Genomic DNA, 12,645 nt, shown 5'->3' on the forward strand with positions numbered 1-12,645 from the left:
GGCTTCGAACTACATAAGATAAGCCGAGACTGTAGGACGGCAGTCTCGGCTTATTAGCGGAACTTCACGAGGAAGCGACGTTTATTCCTCTGGAATATCGTCCCTGACTTCGATCATTTCAGCAAGCTCTTCGAGTGCTTGGACAGAAAGCTCAGACAAGCGTTGTAGGTGTTGGTCTAAGCTCTCTTGTTCTTCAAGCTCTGGTTCATCATTATTTGTTTCTTTTATTAGCATTTCCCAACCTCTCAAGTTGAGTAAGGGGAGCTCTCATCATACTCAAAAGGCAAAGTAGAAAAGAAACGATCTATGTTGATTTTGTTAGCTCGATCATTGATTCAACTTATATATGAGAAGGATGTGTTTAATAAGGAGAGCAAGTGCAAGGTTTTTGGATGCGGGAACAAAAACGCCAGTAATCATGACAATTACTGGCGAGTAATAACGAACATTATGTCGGAGGGTTAGAACAACGGCTTCACACCGAACTGCTCTTCCGCGTAAGCGACGCGTTCAATCGGTTTTGGATACTCAGCAGGTGTGCCAAGGCTCTCTATGTGTTTCAAACGAGGAAGCAAGCCTGCACCATTAGCGATTTGGATTGCCAGACCAGGGCGAGCGTTAAGCTCTAAAACCATAGGTCCTTCATCTTTATCCAGCACCATATCCGTACCCATGTATCCCAAACCTGTCATTTCCCAGGCACTTGACGCAAGCTCCAGCAAGCGCTCCCAATGCGGTACTTGAAGGGTCGAAAGGTCTTTACCTGTATCAGGGTGATGAGTCACTGGATGATCGAACTGCACCGCTCTGACGGCTTTACCTGTCGCGATGTCAATGCCTACTCCTACCGCACCTTGGTGAAGGTTTGCTTTGCCGTCGGAAGCCGCTGTAGAGCAGCGCATCATCGCCATAACTGGATAACCTTTAAATACGATGATCCGAACATCTGGTACGCCTTCATAACTGAAGCCATCAAAACAGTCATCAAACTTGATTAAGTTTTCAACCACAGCAACGTCATTTTTACCACCAAGAGAGAAAAGGCCAGCAAGCGCATTACTAATGTGACGCTCGACCTCATCCCTACCAATTGTAGAGCCGGAGGGTTTGGTATATACCCCGTTTTTGTGAGACGTAACAACCAGAATGCCTTTACCGCCACTACCTTGTGCAGGTTTGATTACAAAACCAGGCCAGTTCTCAACCATTTTGTGGATAGTCTTAACTTCAGCTTGGTTATGAATGACACCGATCAGGGCAGGAACTGTTGCTCCTGCTGCCTGTGCAATAATTTTGGTCTTTAGCTTGTCATCGACAAGTGGGTATTTAGAACGATCATTGTAACGGCCAATATAGCTGTGGTTACGCTTGTTCATCCCCATAATGCCTTTATGGCGAAGCTTAGACGGCGAAGTAAAACTTTCGAACATCGTTTAGTCCTCCGCTAGTGGTTTGAAGCGTCGTAGCTCAGTGAGGCGGTAACCTGTGTAAGTACCTAGTAATAGAATACCGGCCAGAACAATCAACTGTAGACCAATAAAGTTAAAGGTTAAGTGTTGAATGTATGAGTTAGTCATTGCGAGGTAAACTAATACCGCTGTCAGCAACGAACCACCACCTTGCAGAGCAACTTCCTTCGCACCTTCTTCTTCCCATAGGATTGACATACGTTCAATCGTCCAAGACAAGATGATCATAGGGAAGAAGGTAATTGTTAGGCCTTCCGTTAAGCCCATCTTAAACGCAACAACGGTGAACACCGAGATGATCATGATAACGGTAATAATGACCGCAGATATCCTTGCTACCAGCAATAAGTTCAACCTAGACAAATAGCTTCGAATAATCAGGCCTGTACCTACAATTAGCAAGAAACCGACAATACCCGTTAATAGTTGAGTTTGAACAAAAGCAACGGCAATCAACACAGGCATGAAGGTACCGGATGTTTTCAGGCCGATAATCACACGCAAGAACACAACGATCAGAGCACCGATAGGGATGAGCATGATGGTTTTGAACATCGCTTGCTCTTCCAAAGGTAAGCTATGAATTGAAATATTCAGTAATCCATCTGCTTCTATTTTGTTGTTTGTAGCTTGTTGTGGTGTCATTTCTTGCTTAATCATCGAGAAATGCACTTGGCTATTTTTACCACCAACAAGGTCAAGTAAGGATACGTTTGATTCATCCCACACTAACAAGTTGGGTTTCACTGCTTTTTGTTCGGATTTTGGTGAAAACAGTACCCAATCTTTACCTGACCAAACCTGAACCATTGGTTGAATTGTTTGGCGTCGACGACCATCTTCTAGTTCGATAACACCGACGGTTTTGCTCTGTATACCTGCGGTAAGCAAAATGTTATGCAGTGCATCAGTACGGCTGAAATCGTTCAGTAGTAGCGACGAGTTTTGGCTATCAGGGTCATTAAGCGCTTTGATAAGCTCACGAGTAAACGTCACATTATCGGCTGAGCGACTCATCGCACGTTCGATAAGGGCATTTGCCGCTGCTGCTTGTGGCGCTGAAAGCGTTGGTGGCGTAATGTCTTCCGTTGGCGGTAAAGGAGTGACTTTAGCCTGAGGGTCTACTAAGAACTGGGCTTTGTAGTATATGGTTTGTGGCCCTTGAGCTTGGCGAATTGACCATTCTGCACGACGACCTGAATCGTCATTGATGTAGGAAACGCCATAACCTGATGAGGAAGCAGATTCACCGATAAGTGTGTAACCACTTTGCGTATGAGGTGCTGCAAGTGACGCTTTTACTTCGTTGCCGTTAGCATTGAACTCAATACGAGCTTCTACATCCCACACCTGGCGAGTTTCGCCTGGCGTCCAAGGCACGCCGTAGTTTTCATGCCTGAAAACACTCAGAGCAATGCCCGCAATCACCAATAAGATGATAGAAAGGTAAAACGGTATTTTTGACGTCATAATCTACCTTATTATTTTTTATCTTCGTCCGTTTGGATATAGGTACGACTTACATCGACAAGTGCTATGTCGCGCATAAATTCTCTACCCAGTAAAATAGGATGGTTCATATGTGAGCGATCTGCCAACGTAAATTGCGCTTTTTCATGAATTTTTCCAACGCGCACCCAAAGTTCTACCACAGCGCGGCGTTCTAACTCTTCACTGGTAACCTGGCGGATTTTGACGTAGCGAATGACAGGAGCTTCGATCCAAGTACTTTTCTCTTCTTCGGATTTACTGGTGTCTGCTAAGTGGAATCGGACCCATTTTTTGCCATTTCTTTCGAACTCTTCAATATCAACGGCATTTAAAGACGACGTCGCGGCACCAGTGTCGATACGTGCATCAAAAGTTTGCTTAATCGACTCTACCGTGACCTTTTCGATAGAGCCAAGGACAATATCGTGAGTTGGGGTTGGTTCCACAGGAGCGGGAGATTGGACAATAATCGGCTCTTTCGGTTTTTTTACTTCTGCCATTGCTTCATCGCGAAATGTAAGAAGTTCAACCTGTAGTTTATCGACTTGTTCTTCAAGGCTGTCGATATAGTCCGATTGGTTGCTGAGCTGTAGCTCTAGGTTGGTAATGCGATTATTGACATTCGCTTCTGAATTTTGAATCGCCGCTAACGTTTCTTGGTGGTACTGTTCGCCTTTGGTTAGTGAGCATCCAGATAGTAAGGCGATGGCAACAATCGGGGTCAATCGTAATAACATTGAAAACCTTGGGATTGGATTAAGTTGTTTATTTTTTAGGAGTTTAGCTTATATCGATAAAGCCTCACAAGTAAGAATGTTTCTCTATTACTTATTGTTTGAGGAATAGTGATGAAAAGCCAAAAATCAAGGACATAAAAGCGCATCCTTATTTAGAGCGTGCTTATATTTTGACGTGAAAAATGGATTCAAAAAACAAACTCGCTCATTACGAGGAAAGAGGGTAATGTCTTAACTCGTAAAATGAGTTAAGACAATGTCAGGAATCTCAGCGAATTATGATTTGCGAGCGACAAGAACCGCGCGGCGAGGGGCAGGATAGCCTTCTACAGTTTTGCTTGGGTCGTTCGGATCTAAGTAGTCAGGTAGAGAGTTATGCGTCATCCAATCTGTGGTACGTTGTTCATCTACGGATGTGATGTTTTCATCAACGATACGAACATCTTCAAAACCGACCAATTCTAGCCACACTTTTAGGGCTTTTGCTGAAGGGAAGAAATAGACATTACGCATTTGCGCGTAACGAGAAGTCGGGACCAGTACTGCATTCTCATCACCTTCAATCACGAGTGTTTCCAATACGAGTTCACCTCCAGATACCAATTGATCTTTTAGTTGCACTAAATGATCGAGAGGCGAGCGGCGATGGTAAAGCACGCCCATGCTGAATACCGTATCGAACGCTTCTAACTTAGGTAGTTGTTCAATGCCCAATGGCAATAGGTGTGCACGTTGGTCATCGCCCATTAGTTTACGAATTGCTTCGAACTGAATCAGGAACAGGTGAGATGGATCGATACCGACAGTTAAGCGTGCACCTTCGCCTAGCATGCGCCACATGTGGTAGCCGTTACCACAACCTACATCGAGTACGCTGCGATTCTTTAATGGTGAAATATGCGGAAGCACGCGGTCCCATTTCCAATCACTGCGCCACTCAGTATCAATATGGATGCCGTGTACGTGGTATGGGCCTTTGCGCCAAGGATGGAATGTACGAAGTAAGCTTTCTAGCTTTTTAAGTTCCCCTTGAGGCATCGGCTCATTGTTTGAAATCGTGACAGAATCAACAATGTCGATGTTGTCCGGTCTACCCGCTGGGATTTTGTTCAGGGCTTTCAACCAGCGACCAAAGTCACCGTGCTCTGCATTTTGCCAATCCGTTAGCTGTTGCGGAAGCACATTAAGCCAAGGTTGAAGACGAGTGTCTTGGGCAATCAATTGGTAGAAATTTGCAAAGTTAAACATAGTTAGTCAATCGCTGAGTTGATGGGTATAAATTATTAACAAAAGCCGAAATCGGTATGGTTCAGGCTTGGTATGCATGGTCTATTTAATCGCGAACATGGAGCCGAAGTTAAAGCATTGGAACCAAACGTCGTAGCTAGAAAAGCCAATTTTAGCGAAACGCTCTTTATGTTCTTTCTTTGAATCTGGGCGCATTACGTTTTCTATCGCGCTACGCTTTTGGCTGATTTCTAGTTCGCTATAACCATTCGCACGTTTAAAGTCGTGGTGAAGGTCAATTAACAGTTCGTTCGACACTTCATCTTCGAAGACGAACTTCTCCGATAGAATCAAAATGCCGCCTGGACGCAGGCCTGCGTAAATTTTCTCGAGCAAGGAGTAACGATCTTCTGGAGAGAGGAATTGCAAAGTGAAGTTCAACACCACCACTGACGCGTTTTCAATTTCGATATTGCGAATGTCTGCTTCTACTACATCCACAGGAGTGTCACTGCGGTAAGCGTTGACGTGAAGTTTACAACGCTCAACCATCGCTGGAGAGTTGTCCACTGCGATGATTTGGCAACCTTCTTGTTTGATATGGCGACGCATAGACAATGTTGCAGCACCCAAAGAACAGCCAAGGTCATAGATGTTTGAGTGAGGTTTTACAAAACGCTCTGCCAGCATACCGATTGCAGAAATGATATTGCTGTAACCCGGTACCGATCGTTGAATCATGTCAGGAAATACTTCCGCTACGCGTTCATCGAACGTGAAATCCCCAATTTTATCGATTGGAGCCGAAAAAATAGTATCTGGATTGCTCTTAGGGTTCATAACTAAGTCTCTGCATACAAGCCGCCTGAAAATGTCAGGCACCAAAAAAGGCGCGTATTTTATGGGAATTTCGCGCCTCTGTCATGTGTTGCGTTAGAACATCTGTAACTGCGAGTTGCCATCGTCAGCAGGGAAAGGCGCTAACTCAGGGAGCGTGATACGCTTTTGTATGTCTTTATATAGGTTTGCGGCCAACTCTGGCGCAATTATATTGTCTGCGGTATGGATCATGACATATGGCTGTTTACCTTCGGCAATCCATTGTGGCAACTTGTTGAGCCATGGTTTAAAAAACTCGTAATTTTGCTGTTCTTCTGGATGACCAATAAAGCGAATCAAAGGGTGTGAAGCGGTAGCAATGGCGTGAACAGGGACTCGTGGTTTTTTCATTTGTGCATCAATAATCGCCTCATTGTCGGGCTTAGCGGCAAAGACTGGGCGGCTATCCATAATAATGCGGTCAATATTATTCTCTACTAACCATTGGTTAAGTGCTCGCTCTTCTTCGCCTTTGGAGAAAAATGCCATATGGCGAACCTCAACACCGAGAGGGAAGTTAGGTGGAAAGCTCGCACAGAACTTTTTCAGTCGATCAAGGTGCTCAGGACCAAATGCGGCTGGTAATTGAATTGTCCATTGGCCCACACGGTCATGCAAAGGCTCCATGACCTTCATGAAGTCTCTCAGTTGTTCGCTGCAACCTCTTAGCATTTGCTCATGAGTGATGGCTTTAGGAAGTTTGAAAGTAAAGCGAAAATCATCGTGGGTTGCGGCTCTCCAGTTTTGCACTGTATTGAGCGTCGGTGTGGCATAAAATGTCGTGTTGCCTTCCACGGTATGAAACACTTGCGCATACCTTTCTAAACGTTCAGCGGGCTTTGTCCCGCTGCCGTAAAAACTTTGTTGCCATTGATTGTGCGACCACATCGTCAATCCAAGTCGAAGAGGTAAGTTATCCATTATTCTTTACTGCTTGCTACTCGTGTGAATACTTTACGAGAGTTTTGCTGAAATAGGTAATTTCACGCTATAATCCTCCCCAATTTTTTCGCTTTGGTGCGCTTTTGAACATTTGTTGTACTAAAAAGCACCAGTGAATGATAAAACACACGTAATTGTATGTTGAGTAGTCGATTTTCGTGGACATTCAGCGTATAACTGAATCTTTACTCTGCTTAGCAATGAGGCTGACAGAGCGTAGTTAACAACATTTGAGAGATTGGGAATTTCATTATGCGTACCCATTACTGTGGTCACCTGAACAAGTCCCTTGCAGGACAAACTGTAGAACTTTGCGGCTGGGTTAACCGTCGTCGTGATTTAGGCGGTCTTATTTTTATTGATATGCGAGATCGCGAAGGTATCGTTCAGGTAGTTGTTGATCCAGATATGGCGGATGCGTATGAAGTGGCGAACACACTTCGTAATGAATTCTGTATCAAACTAACGGGTGAAGTGCGCGTTCGCCCAGAGAGCCAAGCAAACAAAGACATGGCAACAGGTGAAGTCGAGATCCTTGCGAAAGGTCTTGAAATCATCAACCGTTCTGATGTTCTGCCTCTAGACTTCAACCAAAAGAACTCTGAAGAGCAGCGCCTGAAGTACCGTTACCTAGATCTACGTCGTCCAGAAATGAGCGACCGCATCAAGCTACGAGCTAAAGCGTCTAGCTTTGTTCGTCGTTTCCTAGATGACAACGGTTTCCTAGACATCGAAACACCAGTCCTAACAAAAGCGACTCCAGAAGGCGCTCGTGACTACCTAGTACCTAGCCGTGTTCACAAAGGCAGCTTCTACGCGCTTCCTCAGTCTCCACAGCTATTCAAACAACTTCTAATGATGTCTGGTTTTGACCGTTACTACCAAATCGTTAAGTGTTTCCGTGATGAAGACTTGCGTGCTGACCGTCAACCAGAATTCACTCAGATCGATATCGAAACGTCATTCATGACGGCTGACCAAGTTCGTGCAACGACTGAGAAAATGGTTCGTGAAATGTGGCAAGAGCTACTAAACGTTGACCTAGGTGAATTCCCAGTAATGCCGTTCAGCGAAGCGATTCGTCGTTTCGGTTCTGACAAGCCAGACCTACGTAACCCACTGGAACTAGTAGACGTTGCTGACCTAGTGAAAGACGTTGAGTTCAAAGTATTCTCAGGTCCAGCAAACGATGAAAAAGGCCGCGTTGCCGTTATTCGCGTTCCAGGTGGCGCTTCTCTGACTCGTAAGCAAATTGATGGCTACGGTGAATTCGTTGGCATCTACGGTGCGAAAGGTCTAGCTTGGATGAAGGTTAATGACCGTGCAGCGGGCATGGAAGGTATCCAATCTCCAGTCGCTAAGTTCCTAAATGAAGACGTGATCAACGGCATTCTAGATCGTACTCAAGCGGAATCTGGTGACATTATCCTATTTGGCGCTGATAAAGCGGGTATCGTTGCAGAAGCAATGGGTGCGCTACGTTTGAAACTAGGTAAAGACCTAGAGCTAACGGATGAGTCTGCATGGGCTCCACTATGGGTTGTTGACTTCCCAATGTTCGAAGAAGATGACGAAGGCAACCTACACGCGATGCACCACCCATTCACATCGCCTCTAGGTGTGACTGCAGAAGAGCTAAAAGCAAACCCTGCTGCGGCAAATTCTAACGCTTACGATATGGTTCTAAATGGCTACGAAGTGGGCGGCGGCTCTGTTCGTATCCACAACGCAGATATGCAAGAAGCCGTATTTGATATTCTAGGTATCACACCTGAAGAGCAACAGCTTAAGTTCGGCTTCCTGCTTGATGCGCTGAAATTCGGTACGCCTCCACATGCTGGTCTTGCATTTGGTCTAGACCGTCTAGTAATGCTGCTATGTGGCACAGAGAACATCCGTGATGTTATCGCGTTCCCTAAAACAACAGCAGCGGCGTGTCTACTAACAGACGCACCAAGTATTGCGAACCCAGCAGCGCTAGAAGAGCTAGCAATCGCAGTAACTGCAGCGAAAGAAAAAGACGCAGAATAAGCGCACAACATTTGAAGAAAACTCCCGCAACTGCGGGAGTTTTTGTTTAAATAAACCCAAGAAACTTCCAAAGCAATTTCCCAAGCAACGCTTTTTAGAACATGTTTTTGTTATTAAGCGTCAAAATACATTAAAAGGTGAATTATGGCTGGTCATAGTAAATGGGCGAATATTCGTCACCGTAAAGCAGCGCAAGATGCGAAGCGCGGCAAAATCTTTACTAAATTAATTCGTGAAATCGTTGTTGCGGCAAAAGAGGGGGGCGGTGAGCCAGAAAATAACCCACGTTTGCGAGCAGCAATTGATAAAGCACTGTCTAACAACATGACACGTGACACTGTCAACCGCGCTGTCAGCCGAGGTGCTGGTGATGAAGGCGACGACAACATGGAAACCGTGATCTATGAAGGTTATGGTCCAGGTGGTACGGCGGTCATGGTCGAATGTATGACGGATAACCGAAATCGTACGGTATCTGGCGTGCGCCATGCATTCTCAAAGTCAGGCGGTAATCTGGGGACGGATGGTAGCGTCAACTATCTTTTCGACAAGAAAGGCGTGATTTCATATGGCCCAGGTTTAGATGAGGATGCGGTAATGGAAGTAGCATTAGAAAGTGGTGCTGATGACATTGAAACGGCAGAAGATGGCTCGATTGATGTCTACACGGCCCCAGGCGATTTTGGACTCGTAAAAGATGCTCTTGATGCCGCAGGGTTTGAGGCAGAGAACGCGGAGGTGTCGCTGATCCCATCTACGAAAGCAGATTTGGACGCGGATACTGCGCCAAAACTACTTCGTTTGATTGACGCTTTGGAAGATCTGGACGACGTTCAAGAGGTTTATCACAATGGTGATATCTCTGACGACGTTGCGGCTACGCTAGATTAAACTCAAGGTGTCGGGAGCGGTATTTGCTCCGAAGTTAGCAAGTAATAATAAAAAGACTGAGGCCGAATTAGGCCTCATTTTTAGGAACATTCATGTCAATTATTTTGGGCATTGACCCAGGTTCGCGCATTACCGGCTATGGGGTCATTCGTCAAAATGGACGCCACTTGCAATACCTTGGTAGTGGCTGCATTCGTACTTCAGAAAAAGAACTTCCGGGTCGGCTTAAACAGATTTATGCAGGCGTCACGGAAATCATTACCCAGTTTCAACCGGACGTTTTCGCGATCGAGCAAGTGTTTATGGCCAAAAACGCGGATTCAGCGCTAAAACTTGGCCAAGCTCGTGGCAGTGCAATTGTTGCTGCGGTGAATGCGGAGTTGCCGGTATTTGAATACGCGGCTCGTCTTATTAAGCAAGCTGTCGTAGGCACTGGTGGCGCGGACAAAGCGCAAGTTCAGCATATGGTTCAGCAGATGCTTAAATTGCCCGCCAAGCCTCAAGCGGATGCGGCCGATGCTTTAGGTGTGGCGATTTGTCATGCCAATACTAACAAGACTCTCGTTGCCTTAGCGGGCAAAGCAACCAGTGCCAGAAAAGGGCGCTATCGATAAAATTAACTGGATGTCTATCCAGTTCTTTATTATCCTGTCGCAAATTCATTTCCAAAGAGTATTTATAGTGATTGGACGTCTTCGTGGCATACTGATTGAAAAGCAACCACCTGAAGTATTAATTGAAGTTAATGGCATTGGCTATGAAGTCCAGATGCCAATGAGCTGTTTTTACGAACTGCCAAATGTTGGCGAAGAAGCCATTATTTATACTCACTTTGTTGTCCGTGAAGATGCGCAATTGCTATATGGTTTCAACACGGTAAAAGAACGAGCACTTTTCCGTGAAGTGATCAAAGCCAATGGCGTTGGTCCTAAACTCGGTCTTGGTATTCTCTCTGGTATGACAGCAACGCAATTTGTTACTTGTGTGGAACATGAAGACGTTTCTACGCTGGTTAAGCTTCCAGGCGTTGGCAAGAAAACCGCAGAGCGATTGGTTGTTGAAATGAAAGACCGCTTGAAAGGGTGGGGCGCAGGCGATCTATTTACACCATTTACGGATGCTGCTCCTGCGGATTCTAGTGCGACATCCAACAACGCGGAAGAAGAGGCAATCAGTGCGCTTCTAGCTCTAGGTTACAAGCCGACTCAAGCGTCGAAAGTGGTATCTCAGATCGCTAAACCGGACATGAGCAGTGAGCAAATGATCCGTGAAGCTCTAAAATCAATGGTGTAACGCTGGTTGCACAGTGAACATTTGTTCAAGATAACTCATTCTCTAAGGTTAATGCCAATCGCTTAACGATGTTTTTTTGTGTCATTTCAGCGAGCCTGGCGAGACTGGGAATCTAATAGCAGCACGCTGAGCGGTTAATGAAACAATTTGACCATAAATCGCTCGGATAGAAGATCCTGTATCACGCTCCTTCGTCGCTGTACAGGATGACGAGATATAGAAATATGCCACTTGCTGTTAAACGAGCGGCATTATTCTCTCAGGTAACCATTTTTCAAGGTAAAAAGATGATTGAAGCCGATCGTTTAATCGCGCCAGAAAACCCTGCCTTTCGTGATGAAGATGTCATTGATCGTGCTATTCGGCCAAAAAAATTAGCGGATTACCAAGGTCAGGACCATGTCCGTGACCAAATGGAGATCTTCATTAAAGCTGCTCAGTTACGTAGCGAAGCACTTGATCACCTTTTGATTTTTGGTCCCCCAGGTTTGGGTAAAACCACACTTGCGAATATCGTTGCCAATGAAATGGAAGTGAACATTCGCACTACTTCAGGCCCTGTACTTGAGAAAGCAGGCGATTTGGCCGCGCTGTTAACCAACCTTGAAGAAAACGATGTGTTGTTCATCGATGAGATTCACCGCTTGAGTCCGATGGTTGAAGAGGTGCTATATCCGGCGATGGAAGATTATCAACTGGATATTATGATCGGTGAAGGTCCGGCCGCTCGTTCTATTAAGATCGATTTACCACCGTTTACGTTAATTGGTGCGACGACCCGAGCGGGCTCTTTGACGTCACCATTGCGCGACCGCTTTGGTATTACTCAGCGCCTTGAGTTTTATAAGATAAAAGACCTCCAAGATATCGTGCAGCGAAGCGCGGATTGTTTAGGTTTATCAATGGAACCTGAAGGTGCATTGGAAGTGGCAAGACGTGCGCGTGGCACACCACGTATTGCTAACCGTTTGCTACGCCGTGTTCGTGATTATGCGGAAGTAAAAGGCAATGGTCACATTTGCGCCGATGTTGCCGATAAGGCGTTGAATATGCTTGATGTGGACGCCGAAGGCTTCGATTACATGGACCGTAAGCTACTACTCGCGATTATGGAAAAATTTGGTGGTGGTCCGGTCGGGCTCGACAACATGGCAGCGGCAATAGGTGAAGAAAAGGACACTATTGAAGACGTTCTTGAGCCTTATCTTATTCAGCAAGGTTATTTACAACGCACTCCGCGTGGAAGAATCGCGACAGATCGTGCGTATTTGCATTTCGGAATTGAAAAATAAGATTCCCTCGCTGGGCCTTTGTTGCCCAGCACTTCATTAAAGTTGACCAAACTCACATTTTTTGAATTTTTTCTCATACTGGTTTAGTAAGTAAAAAGCATTGATTGTTAACTCGATGTTTGCTTGCAACTGGTTAATTTCTCTCCTGATTACTCTCTCTTAACATCCGTATCCAATACTGGTTGATCTAGATCAATGTGATGGATTTTTGTGCAAATTCCGCGCATAAACATTGATGTATATCAAAGCGCGTTACGGCTATAAACCTTTTGAAACAATCTGTTTTTACAAGTAATATTAGTCCCAGCTATATTAGCTGATGCTTAACAATTAACTAACCAATGAAGCACATTTTTGCAACAATGAGTTGTGATAATTCAACATTTTTCAAGT

The 12,645-nt window shown here is 45.2% G+C and carries 12 protein-coding genes; 5 read left to right on the top strand and 7 right to left on the bottom strand.

All coding sequences use genetic code 11. The features are described from left to right. Positions 1 to 81: 81 nt before the first annotated feature. From R8N46_RS07895 to R8N46_RS07925, 7 genes are all read right to left on the bottom strand, one after another. A complete protein-coding gene (locus tag R8N46_RS07895; protein WP_005378381.1) occupies positions 82 to 234 on the bottom strand; it encodes a hypothetical protein in 153 nt (50 codons plus the stop codon). 227 nt (positions 235 to 461) lie between these two features. Beyond that, positions 462 to 1,430 (bottom strand): alpha-L-glutamate ligase-like protein, encoded by a 969-nt coding sequence (locus tag R8N46_RS07900; protein ID WP_318098380.1) that lies wholly within the window; start codon positions 1,428 to 1,430, stop codon positions 462 to 464. A 3-nt stretch (positions 1,431 to 1,433) separates the two neighbouring features. Next, a complete protein-coding gene (locus R8N46_RS07905) occupies positions 1,434 to 2,939 on the bottom strand; it encodes an inactive transglutaminase family protein (protein WP_005378389.1) in 1,506 nt (501 codons plus the stop codon). A gap of 11 nt (positions 2,940 to 2,950) precedes the next feature. Continuing rightward, the gene (locus R8N46_RS07910) at positions 2,951 to 3,697 is read right to left on the bottom strand and encodes an ATP-dependent zinc protease (RefSeq protein WP_005378391.1); all 747 of its coding nucleotides are present in this window, start codon (positions 3,695 to 3,697) and stop codon (positions 2,951 to 2,953) included. A gap of 276 nt (positions 3,698 to 3,973) precedes the next feature. After that, the gene (gene cmoB, locus R8N46_RS07915) at positions 3,974 to 4,945 is read right to left on the bottom strand and encodes a tRNA 5-methoxyuridine(34)/uridine 5-oxyacetic acid(34) synthase CmoB (protein ID WP_005387902.1); all 972 of its coding nucleotides are present in this window, start codon (positions 4,943 to 4,945) and stop codon (positions 3,974 to 3,976) included. Between the two features lie 81 nt (positions 4,946 to 5,026). Further along, complete coding sequence (gene cmoA, locus R8N46_RS07920) at positions 5,027 to 5,764, bottom strand: carboxy-S-adenosyl-L-methionine synthase CmoA (RefSeq protein WP_017635063.1); 738 nt, start codon at positions 5,762 to 5,764, stop codon at positions 5,027 to 5,029. 93 nt (positions 5,765 to 5,857) lie between these two features. Next, on the bottom strand, positions 5,858 to 6,724 hold the full coding sequence (locus R8N46_RS07925; protein ID WP_033905053.1) for a DUF72 domain-containing protein: 867 nt from the start codon (positions 6,722 to 6,724) through the stop codon (positions 5,858 to 5,860). Between the two features lie 273 nt (positions 6,725 to 6,997). On the opposite strand from R8N46_RS07925, the gene aspS reads away from it, so the two are divergent. From aspS to ruvB, 5 genes are all read left to right on the top strand, one after another. Continuing rightward, on the top strand, positions 6,998 to 8,776 hold the full coding sequence (gene aspS, locus R8N46_RS07930; protein ID WP_005378401.1) for an aspartate--tRNA ligase: 1,779 nt from the start codon (positions 6,998 to 7,000) through the stop codon (positions 8,774 to 8,776). Positions 8,777 to 8,920: 144 nt separating this feature from the next. After that, the gene (locus tag R8N46_RS07935; protein WP_318098379.1) at positions 8,921 to 9,667 is read left to right on the top strand and encodes a YebC/PmpR family DNA-binding transcriptional regulator; all 747 of its coding nucleotides are present in this window, start codon (positions 8,921 to 8,923) and stop codon (positions 9,665 to 9,667) included. A gap of 92 nt (positions 9,668 to 9,759) precedes the next feature. Then, the gene (ruvC, locus tag R8N46_RS07940) at positions 9,760 to 10,281 is read left to right on the top strand and encodes a crossover junction endodeoxyribonuclease RuvC (RefSeq protein WP_005387909.1); all 522 of its coding nucleotides are present in this window, start codon (positions 9,760 to 9,762) and stop codon (positions 10,279 to 10,281) included. 67 nt (positions 10,282 to 10,348) lie between these two features. After that, the gene (gene ruvA, locus R8N46_RS07945) at positions 10,349 to 10,960 is read left to right on the top strand and encodes a Holliday junction branch migration protein RuvA (RefSeq protein ID WP_017820041.1); all 612 of its coding nucleotides are present in this window, start codon (positions 10,349 to 10,351) and stop codon (positions 10,958 to 10,960) included. 287 nt (positions 10,961 to 11,247) lie between these two features. After that, entirely contained in the window at positions 11,248 to 12,252 is a 1,005-nt protein-coding gene (gene ruvB / locus R8N46_RS07950; protein WP_005378312.1) for a Holliday junction branch migration DNA helicase RuvB, read from the top strand. The last annotated feature ends 393 nt before the right edge of the window (positions 12,253 to 12,645 follow it).

Source organism: Vibrio sp. 1874 (genome assembly GCF_033344395.1).
GTDB lineage: Bacteria > Pseudomonadota > Gammaproteobacteria > Enterobacterales > Vibrionaceae > Vibrio > Vibrio alginolyticus.